At 70.1% G+C, this 17,095-nt stretch carries 6 protein-coding genes; 3 read left to right on the top strand and 3 right to left on the bottom strand.

What is annotated here, in order from left to right; all coding sequences use genetic code 11:
- Positions 1 to 55 precede the first annotated feature (55 nt).
- On the bottom strand, positions 56 to 9,214 hold the full coding sequence (locus tag NYZ98_RS27215) for a DUF7927 domain-containing protein (RefSeq protein WP_262846389.1): 9,159 nt from the start codon (positions 9,212 to 9,214) through the stop codon (positions 56 to 58).
- Positions 9,207 to 10,190: a fimbrial biogenesis chaperone gene (locus NYZ98_RS27210; protein ID WP_262846387.1), complete on the bottom strand. Its 984-nt coding sequence runs from the start codon at positions 10,188 to 10,190 to the stop codon at positions 9,207 to 9,209. The genes NYZ98_RS27215 and NYZ98_RS27210 overlap by 8 nt, the downstream gene beginning before the upstream one ends.
- 414 nt (positions 10,191 to 10,604) lie before the next feature.
- Between NYZ98_RS27210 and NYZ98_RS27205 the strand changes: the two genes are divergently transcribed.
- Positions 10,605 to 11,267, top strand: coding sequence for a hypothetical protein (locus NYZ98_RS27205; protein WP_262846386.1), 663 nt, complete (start codon positions 10,605 to 10,607; stop codon positions 11,265 to 11,267).
- 58 nt (positions 11,268 to 11,325) lie between these two features.
- On the opposite strand, the gene NYZ98_RS27200 is transcribed toward NYZ98_RS27205, so the two are convergent.
- The gene (locus NYZ98_RS27200; RefSeq protein WP_262846385.1) at positions 11,326 to 15,060 is read right to left on the bottom strand and encodes a glycoside hydrolase family 78 protein; all 3,735 of its coding nucleotides are present in this window, start codon (positions 15,058 to 15,060) and stop codon (positions 11,326 to 11,328) included.
- Positions 15,061 to 15,710: 650 nt separating this feature from the next.
- Here NYZ98_RS27200 and NYZ98_RS27195 point away from each other — a divergent pair.
- Entirely contained in the window at positions 15,711 to 16,331 is a 621-nt protein-coding gene (locus NYZ98_RS27195) for a hypothetical protein (protein WP_262846383.1), read from the top strand.
- Positions 16,328 to 17,095, top strand: a 768-nt coding sequence (locus tag NYZ98_RS27190) for a hypothetical protein (protein ID WP_262846381.1), incomplete at its 3' end; no start/stop codon positions are given. The genes NYZ98_RS27195 and NYZ98_RS27190, both read left to right, overlap by 4 nt.

The raw sequence follows: 17,095 nt of genomic DNA, 5'->3' as shown, positions 1-17,095 counted from the left end.
AATCCAACCCGGATCAGAATTTAAGCGGCAGATCAGCCAAATCGGTCATTAATTATCACAGCGTACTGGTAATGTACTCGAGAATCCCCGAATACCGACCAGATGGGACAAATGGAATGTCAACCTCGTAGTCATTGCTCAGTGCGTCACCCTCCAGCGCCGATGGCTCGGATTGACTGTGGATGGGGATCGAGGTGATGGACGAGAGGGGCTGGAACGTGGATGTGCCCGTTTCGCGGACCTTCAGATTGGCGATCGGGATCGTGGCGGTGTCGAGGGGCGTGGTCAGCACCGGCGAGACTGCCCGCAGCATGACGTTGTAGCCCCCGGGAGCGTTGCTGGCGACCGTCAAGGTCACCACGCCGTCCCTTCGCACAGTGGTGTCCGGGACTCCGGTCAGCGTGAACCCGTCGGTGAGGACGCCCAGGGTGATGCTCTGCGCGATGACGATGACCGACGTGGCGCAGCGGACGTCAAGGCTCGCCGCCGGGCAGTTGCTGCCGGCGGTCGCGGAGGCCGTGGTGTTGGTCAGGACGCCGTCGCCGAGGTCGGGGCTGATCGTGGTGACGCTGTAGGTGATGGTGGCGGTGGCACCGATGGCCAGGTCCCCGGTCCAGCCCAGGTTGGGGGCGGTGTACGTGACGGTGCCGCTGGTGGCGGTGGCGTCGTTGCCGTAGGCGGCGTCGTCCAGGACTCCGGTGAGGTCGTCGGTGAGGGCGGCGCCCGTGTAGGCGGTCTGACCGGTGTTGGCGACGGTGATCGTGTAAGAGACGACGTCACCGGCCACGATGGAGGATGTGCCGCCGATCACGATGGAGGGGGCGTCAGAGGTCTTGGTGATGGTGAGGGCGGGGACCAGGACGGTGATGCGGGCGGTGCAGGCGGGATCGATTCCGATGGTGGGGCAGTTGCTGCCGAGTTCGGTGGAGGTGATGGTGTTGAAGATTTGTTTGTCGCCGGGGTCGGGGTTCAGGACGGTGGCGGTGTAGGTGATGGTGGCGGTGGCGCCGACCGCCAGGTTCCCGGTCCAGGTCAGGGTGGGGGCGGTGTAGGCCAGGGAGCCGGTGGTGGCGGTGGCGTCGTTGCCGTAGGTGGCGTCGGTGAGCACTCCGGCCAGGGAGTCGTCGACAACAGCGGCGGTGTAAGCGCTTTGTCCGGTGTTGGCGATCAGGACCGTGTAGGTGATGGTCGAACCGGGAGTCGCGGTGGACATGTCGGCGGTCTTGGTGATGGTCAGGGCCGGGATCAGGATGGTGACGGTGGTGGCGCAGGCCGGGTCGGTGCCCCCGATGGGGCAGTTGTTGCCCGGGGTGGTGGAGGTCAGGGTGGAGGTCATGGTGCTGCCGCCGGTGGGCGGGTTGTTGACGGTGACCGAGGCGCTCAGGGTGACCGTCCCGCCGATCGGCACGTTCCCGGTCCAGGTGACCGACCCGTCGAGGTTGAAGTCCAGGTTGCCCGAGGTGGTGGTGGCGTCCCCGTTGTAGGTGGCGTTGTCCAGCGCCCCGGCCAGCCAGAAGTTGAAGTTGGCACCCGTGTACGGGGTCTGCCCGGTGTTGGTCACCGTCACCGTGTACCGCACCACCCCCGTCGGGACCACCGTGCTCACATCAGTACTCGAAGTGATCGTCAGCACGGCGGCCGGCACCGTGGTCGTACACCGGGGGTCGCTGCCGCCTGAGGGGCAGTTGTTCCCCGAGGTGGCCGAGATGACGGTGTTGGTCAAGCTCTTGTCCCCCGTATCGGGAGTCTTCACCGTCACCGAGTAGGTGATCGTGGCGGCGCTGCTCACGCCCAGACTGCCGGTCCAGGACACCGTCTGGCTCGCGAACGAGACCGTGCCCGAGGTGGTCGAGGCGTCGGCGTTGTAGGTCGCGTCGTCCAGCACCCCCGCCAGCGGATCGGAGAACCCTGCCACCGCATACGATGTCTGGCCACGGTTGGTCACCGTCACCGTGTAGCGCACGGTCGCCCCCGACGTCGTCGTGGCGACGTTCGAGGACTTCACGATGATCAGAAGCGGCGTGAGCACGCCCACGCTGGTGATGCAGGCCGCGCTCGTGACCTTGGATGTGCAGGTGCTCCCTTGGGCCGTGGACGTCACGCTATTGACCATGAGCTTGCCACCCGGATCTGGGTTGCGGACGGTCACCGAATAGGTCACGGTCACCGTGGCGCCGAGCGGGACATCGCCCGTCCAGGTCAGGACAGGGCTGGAGAACGACACCGTGCCGGTGGCCGCGGCTCCGTCTCCGTTGTATACGGCGTCGTCCAGCATGCCCGTCAGCGAGTCGGTGACGCTGATCCCCGTGTACGGCGTCTCACCCGTGTTGTGAATGGTGAGCGTGTAACCGATCATGCCGCCCGGGACCGTCGTCGGGGCGCTGGCGGTCTTGGCGATGGTGAGTTCTGGTATCAGCACCTCCACAGTGGCACTGCACCGTGGGTCGGAGCTCCCGGTCGGGCAGTTGCTCCCGGGGGTGTTCGACACCGAAGTGGAGACGATGTGCTTGTCCCCGGTGTCGGGATCGTTGACCGTGAAACTCGACGTAACGGACACGGAGTCGCCGGGCAGGATGTCCCCCCGCCACACCAGCCCGGTCGGGCCCAGCAGCAGGGTCCCCGAACTGGCGGTCTCGTCGCCCTTCGGCGTCACATCGTCCAGCAGGTCGTCACTGGACAGGGTGACGCTGATCTGCGCGTAGGGGGTCTGGCCGGTGTTGGTGAAGGTGGAGGTCAGCCGGACGACCCCGCCCGGTGTCGTGGTCGCGGTGTCGGCGGTGTTGAGGAGCGTAAGGCTGGAGACGGTCACCTTGGCCTTGCAGCGGGGGTCGTTCCCCCCGGAGGGACAGTTGCCGTCCGTCGCGCTGGAGACGAGGGTGTTGGCCAGCGTGTCGTCACCGGTGGGCGACGCGTGCACGGTCACCGAATAGGTGACGGTGACCGACCCGCCCGCCGGCACGTCACCGGTCCAGGTGAGGTTGGGCGCCGAATATCCCACGGTCCCGGAGGTGGCCGAGGCGTTGGCGTTGTAGGTGGCGTCGTCCAGCACGCCGGTCAGCGGGTCGGTGAAGGTCGCGGCGAGATAGGGGGACGCGGCGGAGTTGGCGATGGTGATGGTGTAACTCACCACCGCTCCTCGCACGGTCGAGGGCGCCCCGGCGGTCTTGATGAAGGTCAGCGCGGTGGTCGGAGTGACCGCGACGGTCGCGGTGCACAACAGGTTCGGCGCCGCCGACGGGCAGTTGCTGCCCGTGGTGGGCGAGGTGACGGTGTTGACCAGGCTCGCGTCCCCAGGGTCGGGGTTGTCGACGTTGACGGTGTAGGTGATGGTCGCCGCGGCGCCCACCGCCAGGTTCCCGGTCCAGGTCAGGTTCGGCGCGGTGTAGCCCACCGTGCCCGACGTCGCCGAGGCGTCCGCGCCGTAGGTCGCGTCGTCCAGGACCCCGGACAGGTCATCGGCCAGGGCGGCTCCGGTGTAGGGCGTCTGCCCGCTGTTGGTGACCGTGATCGTGTAGGCGACGGTGCCACCCGCCGTCGTGAACGGCTGGCCGGAGGTCTTGACGATGGTCAGTGCAGGAGTGAGGACGGTGACGAACGCTACACAGGCCGGGTTCCCGCTATTGGGAGGACAGGTGCTGCCGACGTCGCTGGAGACCGCCGTGTTGATCAGCGATTTGTTGCCCGGATCCGGATCGAGGACGGTGACACTGTAGGTCACGGTCACTGTGGCGCCGACCGCCAGATCACCGGTCCAGGTCAGCACCGGGGCGGAGTAGGAGACCGAGCCGGCGGTCGCGGCGGCGTCGGCGGCGTAGGTCGCGTCGGTGAGCACGCCGCTCAGGTCGTCGGTCACCGTCGCGCCTGTGTAGGGGGTCTGGCCGGTGTTCTGGATGACGACCGTGTATCCGACAGCTCCACCCGGGACCTGGGTGGCGGTGTCGGCGGTCTTGGTGATGGACAGGGCCGGGGTCAGCACGTCCGTCCGGGCGGTGCACAGCGGATCAGTGCCTCCGGCGGGGCAGTTGTTGCCCGGGGCGGCCGAGACGAGCGTGCCAGTGATGATCTTGTCCCCGGTGTCCGGGTTCTTCACGGTCAGGCTGCCGGTAACAGTGACGACACCGCCGACGGGGATGTTCCCGATCCAGGTGATTCCGGTGGCGGTCAGCAACAGCGTGCCTGAGCTGGCGACCTGGTCACCATTGGGAATGGCGTCGTCGATGGTCCCCGCGCTCCCGGCGAGGACTCTGATCCCTACGTAGGGGGTCTGACCGACATTGGTGAACGTGGCGTTGAGGTTGATCACCGACCCCGGTGTCGTCGTGAGAGACGAGTAGCTCTGGGTGAGCAGCAGCTGGGAGAGCTTGACCGTGACCGTGCAGCGCGGGTCGGAGCCACCGGCGGGGCAGTTGTTGCCGGGGGTGGCGGAGGTGACCGTGTTGGTGAGGGTGCCGTTCCCCGAGCCGACGCCGGCGCTGTGCATGGTCATGGTGTAGGTGATGGTGGCGGTGGCGCCGATGGCCAGATTGCCGGTCCAGGTCAGGTCGGGTGCGGTGTAGGTGGCGGTGCCGGTGGTGGCGGTGGCGTCGGCGTTGTAGGTGGCGTCGTCCAGGATCCCGGTGAGGTCATCGGTGAGGGTGGCGCCGGTGTAGGGGGTCTGGCCGGTGTTGGCGACGGTGATCGTGTAGGTGAGGGTGCCGCCGCCGACCACGGTGGGGGTGCTGGAGGTCTTGGTGATGGTGAGGGCGGGGGTCAGGACGGTGACGCGGGCGGTGCAGGCGGTGTCGGTGCTGCCGGTTGGGCAGTTGTTGCCGAGTTCGGTGGAGGTGATGGTGTTGAAGATTTGTTTGTCGCCGGGGTCGGGGTTGAGGACGGTGGCGGTGTAGGTGATGGTGGCGGTGGCGCCGATGGCCAGGTTGCCGGTCCAGCCGAGGTTGGGTGCGGTGTAGGTCAGGGTGCCGGTGGTGGTGGTGGCGTCGGCGTTGTAGGTGGCGTCGGTGAGCACCCCGGTCAGGGAGTCGTTGATGGTGGCTCCGGTGTAGGGGGTCTGCCCGGTGTTGGCGATGACGGTGGTGTAGGTGATGGTCTGGCCGGGGGTGGTGGTGGCCGTGTCGGCGGTCTTGGTGATGGTCAGGGCCGGGATCAAGATGGTGACGGTGGTGGCGCAGGCCGGGGCGGTGCCCCCGATGGGGCAGTTGCTGCCCGGGGTGGTGGAGGTCAGGGTGGAGGTCATGGTGCTGCCCCCGGTGGGGGGGTTGTTGACCGTGAGCGAGGCGCTCAGGGTGACCGTCCCGCCGATCGGCACGTTCCCGGTCCAGGTGACCGACCCGTCCAGGTTGAATACCAGGTTGCCCGAGGTGGTGGTGGCGTCCCCGTTGTAGGTCGCGTTGTCCAGCGCCCCGGCCAGCCAGAAGTTGAAGTTGGCACCCGTGTACGGGGTCTGCCCGGTGTTGGTCACCGTCACCGTGTACCGAACCACCCCCGTCGGGACCACCGTGCTCACATCAGTGCTGGAGACGATCGTCAGCTTCGGGATCAGCGCCGTGATCGTGGTGGTGCAGCGCGGGTCGGTGCCCCCTGACGGGCAGTTGTTGCCCGCGCTGGCGGATGTCACCGTGTTCGTCAGGTTCTTGTCTCCGGTGTCCGGGTCCTTCACCGTCACCGAGTAGGTGATGCTCGCGGATCCCCCAGGCGCCAGGCCTCCGGTCCAGGACAGCGTCTGGCTCGCGAACGAGACCGTGCCCGAGGTGGCCGAGGCGTCGGCGTTGTAGGTCGCGTCGTCCAGCACCCCCGCGAGCGGATCGGAGAAGTTCGCCGCCGCGTACGCCGTCTGCCCGGTGTTGGTCACCGTGATCGTGTAGTGCACGGTCGTGCCCGGGGTCGTGGTGAGGACGTCGGAGAGCTTGGTGATCGTCAGGCCGAGGAGGGTGATCGTGACCGCGCATCGGGAGTCGAGCACACCGGCCGCGCAGTTGGCGCCGAGGGTGGTGGAGGTGACGGTGTTGGACATCGCGCCGTCTCCCGAGCCCAGGGGCTTGACGGTCATCGAATAGGTGATCGTCGCCGTGGCGCCGGCCGCCAGGTTGCCGGTCCAGGTCACGTTCGGGCTGGTGAAGGCGGCAGTCCCGGATGAGGCCGTGACGTCGCTGTTGTAGGTGGCGTCGTCCAGGACGTCCGTCAGCGGGTCGGTGAAGCTCACGCCGGTGAAGGCGCTCGTCCCGGTGTTGTGTACCGTGATCGTGTAGTGAACGGTCGTGCCCGCCGTGGCCGCCTGGGTGTCGGCCGTCTTGGTGATCACCACGGGGCCGACCCCGATGACGAGGCTCGCCGCCCTGGTGTCGCTCTGGTTGTTCGCGTCGACGATCTTGATGGTGAAGGACGAGCTCCCGGTGGTGGTGGGCGTGCCCGACAGCAGGCCGGTGCCGGTGTTCAGGGTGATACCCGGCGGCAGGCTGCCCGCGCTCACCGACCAGACGTACGGCCCGGTCCCCCCGCTGAACGTCAGCTGGTCACTGTAGGGGGCCCCGACCTGCCCGGCCGGCGGCGGCGCGAAGGTCAGCGTCGGGCTGGCCGCGATGACGATGGTCGCCGCCCTGGTGTCGCTCTGGTTGTTCGCGTCGACGAGCCTGACGGTGAAGGAGGAGCTCCCGCCCGTCGTGGGCGTGCCCGACAGCAGACCGGTGCTCGCGTTCAGGGTGATACCCGGTGGCAGGGTGCCCGCGCTCACCGACCAGACGTACGGCCCGGTCCCCCCGCTGAACGTCAACTGGTCGCTGTAGGCGATCGCGACCTGCCCGGCGGGCGGCGGCGCGAAGGTCAGGGCCGGTGAGGCGTTGGGGGTCACGGCCGCCGACCGTGCCGACGCAGGGCCGGTCCCGGCCACGTTCTGCGCCGCCACGGTGAAGGTGTAGGCGGTGCCCGGCGTCAGGCCGGTCACCGTCTGCGTCGTCGCGGTACCGGTGAAGGTCTGCGGGGTCTGTGCCACCAGACCGATGTACGGCGTGACGACGTATCCGGTGATGGGACTCCCGCCGGTCGCCGGGGCGGTCCAGGTCACCGTGGCCTGCGAGTCTCCGGCGACCGCCGTGGGGACGGCCGGCTGGCCCGGCACCGTGTACGGGACCACCGCGTTGGACGGAGGGCTGGCCGTACTGGTGCCCAGCGAGTTCACCGCCGCGACGGTGAAGGTGTAGGTCGCCCCCACGGTCAGCCCGGTCAGCGTCCGGGTGGTGGTGGAGGCGTCGAAGGACTGGACGGTCTGGGCGACCCCGTTGCGGTAGGGGGTCACGAGGTATCCGGTGATGGTACTGCCGTTGCTCGCCGGAGCCACCCAGGTGACGGTGGCGCTGGACGAACCTGCCGTGGCGACCGGGGCGGCGGGGGTGGCGGGCTTGTCGGTGTACACGTAGGCCGCGGCACCGGCGACGCCCTGGGTCACCACCGTCACCGTCACCGCGGCGGCCGACGTGCGCGACGGCATCGAGGAGATCTGCAGACTCCCGTTGGCGTTCACGGTGAAGCACCCCGCGGCCGGGCCGGACGCGCACGGCAGCAGCACCACCGGCGTGCCCGCGCGCTGCTCGGCGGTGGTACCGATCTCGATCGCGGTCGCGCCCGACAGGTTGCTCCCGCCCACCGTGACGGCGACCCCTCCGGCGATCGTGCTGCTGGACGGGGTGACGGTGATGCCGGAGGGGTTCGCGGGGATCGTCCCGGCGGTCGTCGTGAGCGCGATGCCGGGGTCGGCGTCGATCGACGAGGCCGTCACGGTGGACGAGGACTGGATCAGGGCGGGGGTGACGCTACTGCCGGTGACGATGCCGACGACCGTGATCGGCGACAGGGACGACCCGGCGGCGAAGGGGGCGTTGCTGTTGGTACAGGTGATCTTCTGACCGACGGGTGCCGCGCAGACCCAGCCCGTCCCGAACGCTCCCACGGGGACGGTCCCGGCGGGCATCGTCTCGGTGACCGAGATCGGCGAGGTCTCGTTGCTGCCCGTCGAGCTGACGCTGGGGACGACGGTGTAGGTGACCGGGTCACCAGGCTGCGGGGAGGATCCGTTGTAGCTGGTCTGGGCGACGTTCAAGCTCGGGACCGGGTTGAAGGTCACCACGTTCGCGTTGTCGATCTCGTGGAAGTCGGTCACCGACCCGGTGGCCCCCACCCAGCCGAACACCAGCTGGCGGGGGATGCCGGCGGCGTTGAGCCAGGTGGTCGAGGGATACAGCGTGGAGGAGACCGTGGGCAAGGTGCCCGCCAGCGTCCTGGGTGATCCGCCGACCGGAGTGAACACCACCTTGTACGCGCCGGCGGCGACCACCACACCCGAGACCGTGGTGAAACTCGACCCGGTGGGATTGATGACCACCTCGACCGGCACTTTGGACGCGGCACGTGTGGTCCCGTGCAGGGGGACCACGGGGGATGTGACGGTCGTGGCGGTGCTGTTTATGGCGCAGTAGCCGACGATGCCGTTCCCGGGACCACGCACGACCACCTGCCCGGGCACCCTGGCGCCCGTCGTGCTGATGTAGGGGGGGTCGGTGCAGCCGCTGCCTTCGTAAACGTTGTTGCTGAAGTTCCCGAAGACGTCGAATCCGACCCCGAGGTAGGCGTTCGCCAGGCCCACGAGGTTTCCCTGCTTGGTCGACGAGTAGCCGAGCGCACCGCCGGGCTGGCCGATGTTCGCGGGCGGCAGCGGGACGGCGGGATCCACGGCCGCCGCCACGAAGGTCATACCGTCCGCGGAGCCGCCTCCGTACTGGTAGGCGTTGAACGTCACGTCGAGGCCCTCGGAGGTGGGCGCGCTGGTGGCACCGAAGACGCCGCCCTCCTGGAAGGTCGACGTGTTGGTGAGACGGAGCGCGCCGAGCCCCTGGGCGTCGGTGTTGGTCGCGCAGCTGTGCAGGCCGGCGCCGCTGGGGTTGCCGACCGCCGTCAGGCAGGCGCCGTTGGTCCCGGCCGCGCCGGTGGGCAGCGCGGGGATCGTCACCGGATAGGTCGGGTCCACGGTGTTGTTGTGGAAGGGCTGGTTGAACAGCAGGGTGCCGGCCGCGCGTGCGGCCGGCACCCCGTTCAGGGGCACGGCCAGTACTGAGCCGAGCAGGCCGACCAGCGCTACTCGCGCGATCGCGCGGCGCGGCTTCCGCGCCCATCGCACGGTCAGGGCGGACCGACGGCGGCCGGGTACGGGGCGGCGGTGCGGCCTAGGCATCGAGGCCGTCCTCACGCGCGTTCAGAGCGGCGGCGGCGGCCAGGACCTTGGCCCGGTACCGGCGCCGCAGATACCAGCCGAGATTGAGCAGTGCCAGGACCACGGCGAGAATGATCGCCAGGAGGTCCAGCGGAAGGACGACGATCCGCACGGTGGCGGCCCGCTTGGTCCCACCGGGGCCGGTGATGGACACGGTCGCGTGACAGACGCAGATCAGCGGTGGGTTCCAGCGGGCGGTGACCTCACGGTCCAGGCCACGGAGCACGGTGAAGTCCGGGAACTGGACGTTGTCGCCGCCGACCCGGACCCGCAGCCGCCGGACGCCCCGGAAGTCGCGGTGGATCGTGCCGACGCTGCGGATCGTCGTGGTGATGGGGACGGGGCCGCCCATGACGAACCCGGGCGCGTGAAGGCCCGCTATGGCGACCGAATCATCGATGGAGCCCGGAACCGCGATCAGCACCGGGGCGGCCACCACCCGGTTGATCCTGATGTTGGCCCCGTTACGGCCGGCCGGGACCTTGAAGAGCACGGCGAGCTGATGGTCTCCCGGTTCCGACATGCCGGGCACGTTGATCCTCACCGACACGTCCTTCGTGGTGCCGGGTGCCATGCGGAAGCTCGTCGGCTGGACTTCGACCCAGTTCGAGGCGGCGTAGGGGGCGTTGGGGCGGAAGCGCAGCGCACCGTGCACGTCCGCGGTGAAGTCGGCCTTCTCGACGGTCACGACGAAGGGCGACCGGCCACCGTTGGTCAGCTGGAAGTGCTGCGAGGTGGCGGTCGTGCCGGCCGGCACGACCAGACGGGTCGGGCTCACCTGCAGCGAGAAGGTGGGTGCCGGCTTGGAGTCGGCGAGGAGGACCGGACAGTTCGCCCACTGCAGGCAGACGACGGCCAGCCCACCGCTCGCCGCTCGCCGGATCCGGCCCGTGATGCCCACCATCGGCACGCCCACGCGGTTTCGACCTCTTGACATGCTGCCCCCGCGGCCCATGTTGATCAACAGCAGGAAGTATTCGCATGATCACAGAGAGTGTCAAGGATTGTGGCCTACGCGGGTCGTTCTCCGCTTGTGGGACGGGGTCTTCGCCTTATGACCGTGTCGTCCGCAATTCCGATTCAGGCGGCATCCGCACCGATAGGGCGAATATTTGTTGTTCGATAAACGCGAATTCGCTGCCATTAAGCATCATCTCCACCATGGCACTTATAAGCATGCGACATCCGGCCACATCCCACCCGATCCGTCCCGAAGCATCAGAGACGTACGGACGAGCACGATACATCGCAATCGTGGTGAGATCCCATGAGAAACGGGTAAACCAACGACAGCCTGACATGTTCAACCGGCGGTCAGTGGACGAAATTTTTGGTTCTTCGGGGGAAAGTAATGTACGGACGGCTCATACCAATCCTGCTCGGCATCGGGGTCGTGCTCGCCCTTTGCATTCCGACGGCGGCATTCGCCCGTGGCGGGGACGGAGCGGACGGCGGCAGGCGGGCGGCCGACGACACGGCCTCCGGTAAGGACCCGGCCCGCCTGCCCGACGGCCAGGTGGCGGTGCGCGTCTATCCTTCCACAGGCCCCATCCCACAACCCCCCAAATCCGGCGATACAGCTACTTCCTTCACTATCGTTCCCAAATCCGATGAATCCGGTAGCTCGCTCGAATTCAGCGATCCCCGGGAATTCATCACGTCCGGGGAGTACTCCCGTTCGATCGAATACGGCGAGGCACCTGAATCAGGTGGCTCGACCCGATCGGGTGACCTGACCGGAAGCACGGGATCGGGCGAGGTGACCGGAAGAACGAGGCCGGGCGACCTGACCGGGAAAACGGGGCCGGGCGACCTGACCGGGAAAACGGGGCCGACGGGCGACAAACCAGGATATCGCGGACCGAGTAAATCCGAGCTGCCTTTCACCGGGACGGACTCCCGAGTACTCGGACTCGCCGTCGCCGGCGGGATCTGCGCGATCCTGCTGGGTGTTCTGCTGCTCCAGATCTCCGCCGGGCGGCGTTCCAGGCGCGACCGGCCGACCCCGGGCTGAACGCGAATGTGGTGGGGCGGCTCGCGGAGTGCGGGCCGCCCCACCGTACGGTCCGGCGTCAGGCAGGGGTGGTGAAGGTGTAGGAGCCCGCGCCGAGCTGGTAGGTGGCCGCGCCGTCGGCGTAGCCCATGGACACGGCCTGAGCCGGCGCGGTGACGGTCGCGGACGCGGTCGCCGGGACCCGGACGGTGGCGGTGGCGTTCGCCGGGACCTCCACTTGCAACGTCAGCGTCCCCGCGCTGATGGACCAGTCGCTGAGCGCGCGGCCGTACGGGGTGCGCAGGTCGGACTTGCCGGAGGTCAGGCCGCCGCCCGGGCGCGGGGCGATGACGAGCCGGCGGTAGCCCGGGTCGCGGTCGTCGGGCCCGAGCCCGCCGACCGAGCGGTACAGCCAGTCGCCGACCGACCCGAGACCGTAGTGGTTGAAGGAGTTCATGCCGGGGTCCTGGAAGGACCCGTCGGTGCGGATGCCGTCCCAGCGCTCCCAGATCGTGGTGGCGCCTCGGCCGCTCATGTAGCCCCACCCGGGGTAGCCTGGCTGCAGGAGCACCTGGTAGGCGGTGTCGAGGTGGCCGTGGTCGGCGAGCACCGGCAGCAGGTTCTCGACGCCGAGGAAGCCGACGCTGAGGTGACCGCCACTGGCCGCCACCTTGGCCGCGAGCTTGTCGGCGACCGCCTGCACCCGGCCGGAGGGCACCAGGCCGAACGACAGCGCCAGGACGTAACCGGTCTGGGTGTTCCCCGAGACGGTGCCGTCCGCCGCCACGAACCTGGCGGTGAACGCCTGCGCCACCTGGTCGGCGAGCGTGCCGTAGGAGGCGGCGTCGGCGGTGCGCCCGGTCGCGGCGGCCATCCGCGCGAGCAGCCGGGCGACGTGCCCGAAGTAGGCGGTGGAGATCAGGTCGTTCGCGGTGTTGTCGTTGACGTTGAGCCAGTCCCCGTAGGTGTCCTGGTTGCGGATCAGGTCCGCTCCCGAGGTGCTCCTGGAGTAGTCGACCCAGCGCTTCATCGCCGTGTAGTGCTCGTCGACGACCCGCAGGTCCCCGTATCGCTGCCACACGGTGTAGGGGACGATGACGCCGGCGTCGGCCCAGCCGGCCTTGCCCGCGCCGCAGCAGACGTCCGGCGCCACGTCGGTGAACGCGCCGTCCGCGTGCTGGGCGTCGGTGAGGTCGTCCGCGAACTTGTCCAGCAGGCCGTGCACGTCGAAGTTGAACGTCGAGGTGCCGGCGAAGATGGCGATGTCCCCGGTCCAGCCGAGCCGTTCGTCACGCTGGGGGCAGTCGGTGGGCACCGACAGCATGTTGGAGCGCGCCCCCCACAGGATGTTGTGCTGGAGCTGGTCGACCAGCGCGCTGGAGGAGTCGAACGTGCCGGTCACCGCGCCGCCGGTCCACGCGGCCAGGCCCGTCACACTGGCCGTCGTCGGCGTGCCGGGGAAGCCGGTCAGCTCGACGTACCGGTAGCCGTGGACGGTGAACCTCGGCTCGTACACCTCGTCGGCGCCGGTGCCCGCGAGGGTGAACCGGTCGGTCGCCCGCGCGGCGCGGAGGTTGGCCGTGTAGATGGTGCCGTCGGGGTTGAGCACCTCGGCGTGGCGCATCGTCACGGTGGTGCCCGCCGGCCCGCGCACGCGCAGCCGGTTCCATCCCGCGAAGTTCTGCCCCAGGTCCAGCACCCACACGCCGGGCTTGGGCTGGGCCACCGACACCGGGGTGATGCTCGCCTGCACGGCCACGCCGGGGTCGACGGCGGCCACCAGACGCGGCACCGCGCCGGTGCGTACCGTCACCGCCGACCAGCCCGCGTCGGAGTAGCCGGCCGTGTCCCAGCCCGCGCGGGCGGCCTGGGCATCGTACTCCTCGCCGTGGTAGAGGTCGTCGGAGCGGATCGGGCTCGGCGCCGTCCGCCAGGAGGAGTCGGTCCTTACGGTCTGGGTGGTGCCGTCGGTGAAGCGCACGGCCAGCTGGGCGGAGTACCACGGGTGGGTGCCGTACCTCTGACTGCCCGCGAAGCCGATGGAACCGGAGTACCAGCCGTTGCCGAGCAGCGCGCCGAGGGCGTTGTCCCCCTGGTGGACCTGGGCGGTCACGTCGAAGGTGCGGTAGGCCAGGCGCTTGCCGTAGTCGGTCCAGCCGGGCGCCAGCGCCTCGGTGCCGACCTTCGCGCCGTTGATCCGGGTCTCGTGCAGGCCGAGCGCGGTGACCATCAGGCGCGCGCTCGCGACCGGTTTGGCCAGGTTGAACCCCTTGCGGAGGTAGGGCGCGGGCTCGGTCACCGACACGTTCGCGGCCCAGGGCCCGCTGCCGTAGGCGGCGGCGACGCGGGCGGCCGGCCAGGCGGAGTCGTCGAAGCCCGGCTGCTGCCAGCCGGACGGCCCGCTCTGCGACGCCTTCCATGCGGTGTCGGTGACCAGCCGGGTGGTGCCCGCCCCGGCCACGTCGACCTCCAGGGCGGCGAGCACCCCGGCCGGGGACACCGTGGTGTTCTGCGCCGCGATCGCGAGGGTGTTGGCGCCGGAGTGCAGGCGGGCGGCGACGTCCAGGACGGCGGCCGACTTCCAGGAGTCCACGGCGCGCGGCGAGGTGCTCACCTGGGTGCCGTTGACCCACACGTCGGCGGTGTCGTCGCCGGTGACGGTGAGCCGGGCCCGCCCGATCGTCCCGGCGGGCAGGGTGAACGAGCGGCGGAGGTAGCGGGTGGCCTGCGGCGCGTTCGTCGCGGGGTCGCCTTCGGGGTACCAGATCCAGTTCGCCCCGGACACGGCGGGCGCGCCGGCGGGAGCGCCGACGAAACCGGCCTGCCACTCCGCCGACGGGTCGCGCAGGCCGGTCTCGAACCAGGTGACAGGACCCCACGCGCCCGTGCGGCCCTGGGAGTCCCACACCCGCACGCGCCAGTAGTAGCGCGTGGCGGACGCCAGCGCGGCGCCGCCGTACGCGGCGTCCACCGACCGCCCGGAGACCACCCGGCCGCTGTCCCAGACGTTGCCGGTGCCCGCCTGGGCGGCGGCCTCGGTGGTGGCGACGACGATCTGGTACGCGGCCTGGACCTGCGCGCCTCCCCCGCCGGTCAGCGTCCAGCCGAAGCGGGGGCCGGTCGCCTCGATGCCGATGGGCGTCGCCCGGCGTTCGGTGACGGGGCCGGTGACGGCCAGCGGTGACGCGGCGGCGAGGTCGGGGGCGGCCACGCCGGTGCCCCACGGGGCGGCCCCGTAGGTGCCGGAGACGGCCGCGGCCGGCCAGGAGCCGTCGGCGTAGGACGGCTCGATCCAGCCGGGGGTGACCGTGTTCGCGGCCTTCCAGGCGCCGTCGGTGACCAGCTCGGTCGTGCCGCCCGCGGTGGTCACCCTCAGCCTGGCGATCACGCCCGCCGGTCCCGCCGAGGTGTTGCGCGCCGCGACCGCGACCGTGTTGGACCCCGCGCGGACGGCGGACGCCAGGTCGACATAGATCGACCGCTGCCAGGAGTCGGTGCTCCGGGACGAGCCCGCGAGCGGCACCCCGTTCAGCCAGACGTCCAGCGTGTCGTCGCCGGTGACGACGAGCTGGGCGTCGGTGACGGCGCCCGAGGGGACGGTGAAGGTGCGCCGCAGGTAGCGGGTGCCGGCGGGCGCGGACTGGCCGGGGCTTCCTTCGGGGTACCAGATCCAGCCGGCGCCGGTGAGGTCGACGAGGGCGGCGGCCTGGGCGGCCGTCGGCACGGGGGTCAGGCCGAACAGCAGGGCGGCCAGGGCCAGGAAGAGGGCCGCGATCGTGCGCGGGCGTGGCGGACGGGAGGGGGTGGGGGGCATACCGACTCTCCTGAAGATCCGTTGGGGGGTACGGAACAGGCGGATCAGGTGCTGGTAAAACGGTTTAAGCGGGTGTGGCGGTGCGGGACGGCCGCGCCGGGGTCCGGCCGCGCGGTGACGGTGCCGGGCATCGGCGCCGCGACGTCGGATCATCGACCGTTCCGGCCGGGGCCGGGAGGGTCCCTGGTCCGAACGCGCGCATGCTGGCAGTGCCGGTCATGGGGTCTCCAAGGGCAGCCGTCAAAAAACGTTTTAATTTCGAGAGGACGATAAATCAGCCCGTCGAAGCCGTCAATAGCCCCTTAACCACCGACCTCATCCGGTTGTGAAACCCGCGCCCTATCCCCAGCGGGCTCACGCCCCGCCCGCTCGGCCGGACGCCGTACCGTCCGCCGTCGATGCCGGGCCCTCCCCCGCCGTGGGCGGCTCGGCGGCGGGGGGCGGGACGAGGGCGCATTGGCACGGGGGCGCATTGGCACGGGACGGCCGGTGCCGCGCGCCAGGGGATAAATCATCGTATTTCCATAAAAACGCCCGCACCCGGCACGAATGGGATTGCGGGAAAATCCCATCATTCGATGAGGTTGAACCGTTCCAAAACTGACAGCATCGCGGTGCGCTCTCGGACCAATGGGCTCTGGAGGACACCGATGAGAAACAGGCTGATCACGTTAGGCGCCCTGATCACACTGACTCTGGCGACCGGGCTGGCCACCCCCGCCGCCGCCGCCGCGCAATCCGCCGCCGCCAAGGTCTTCCGTGGCCGGGCGACCGTGACCCTGGAGTCCTACGACTACTGCGGCAGCGGCGGCGGCAGGCGGCTGACCGGCCGGACCACCTACCGCACCTCCGCCCAGTTCAGCACCGGGCCGCGCAAGTCGTACGGCGGGTACGTCGAGCGGAACCCCTTCACCTGGCTCTTCTACGCGGGCTCCATCGGCTCGACCGGGTCGTTCCAGCTCGGCTCGGCGGCGGTAGCCAAGCCGCCGGGCGTCCTGCTCGGCTACTGGACCAGCACCTACAGCGCGAGCGGGCGGTTCTCCGGACGGCTGGTCGCCACCCACAGCGACAAGGCGACGACCTACAACACGTTCTACGGCCAGCAGGCGCTGATCCCCTGCCGTGACGGCCTCGGGAGCATTCCCATGGTCTACGCGCTCAAGACCGGCGCCCGCATCACCGGCGTGATCGGCGGCAGCGGGGCCCGGCTCACGCTGACCGGCTCCACCAACGAGGGCTTCTACGCCTTCCGCGTCGTCTTCACCGCGTGAACCCACAGGTGGGCGGCTCCGTGGACCCCGTCGCCGCCTGGTCCCGGCGGATCGCCGAGCGGGTGACCCCCGCCGAGGCGGCATCCGCCGGGCGGATCGGCGCCGCGTACGTCGCGGGCGGACGGCGGCGCCGCGACCTGCTGCGCGCCGCCGGCGCCGAACCGGGCGGCTTCGGCGGGGTCGTCGGCCCCGGCGAGCTGCCCATCGTGCTGGACGGCCTGCGGCACATCACCGAGAACCTGCTGGACCTGGTCTCCGCCCACCCTCTCGTGGACCTGCTTGCCCTGCTGGCCATGCGCCGTCTGGGCGCGACCCCCTCCGACGACCAGGCCGACACCCCGGCGGCCCCCGGAACGCCGCCGCCGGCCACCACGACCGGGCCGGTGACGCACGGAGCGGTGCCGCAGGGCACGGACGGCGAGGCGGTGCTGGGGCGGGCCGCCGCCGCGTTCGGCGACCGTCTGCGCGCCCAGGGGATCGACGCCGGCCGGGCGCGGGAGCTGACCTACGACACCCTCGAACTCGTCTTCCAGCACGACCGCGGCACGCCGGAGATCGAGGCGTTCCTGCACGCCCTGGCGGCGAGCCCGCCCACCGGCCGGGCATCCCGTCCCCACGACGAGCGGGTCGCGGGCGGGCGGGCGCACTACGAGCGGGTCACGGATCGGCCGGTCACGGACGGGCACGGCGGAGGCGTGACGGCCGGGCAGGTATCGGGCGAGGCGGTCGAGGGGGGACCGGGCGGGGCGGTCGAGGGGGGACCG

Source organism: Sphaerisporangium corydalis (assembly GCF_025506355.1).
Lineage (GTDB): Bacteria > Actinomycetota > Actinomycetes > Streptosporangiales > Streptosporangiaceae > Sphaerisporangium > Sphaerisporangium corydalis.
The sequence above is the reverse complement of the archived record's forward strand: the minus strand, read 5'-3'. Positions and strand labels throughout refer to the sequence as shown.

Excerpts from the sequence above, each read along its gene's own strand:
- NYZ98_RS27215 (WP_262846389.1), bottom strand. The coding sequence starts at position 9,214 with ATGCCTAGGCCGCACCGCCGCCCCGTACCCGGCCGCCGTCGGTCCGCC.
- NYZ98_RS27210 (WP_262846387.1), bottom strand. The coding sequence starts at position 10,190 with ATGTCAAGAGGTCGAAACCGCGTGGGCGTGCCGATGGTGGGCATCACG.
- NYZ98_RS27205 (WP_262846386.1), top strand. The coding sequence starts at position 10,605 with ATGTACGGACGGCTCATACCAATCCTGCTCGGCATCGGGGTCGTGCTC.
- NYZ98_RS27200 (WP_262846385.1), bottom strand. The coding sequence starts at position 15,060 with ATGCCCCCCACCCCCTCCCGTCCGCCACGCCCGCGCACGATCGCGGCC.
- NYZ98_RS27195 (WP_262846383.1), top strand. The coding sequence starts at position 15,711 with ATGAGAAACAGGCTGATCACGTTAGGCGCCCTGATCACACTGACTCTG.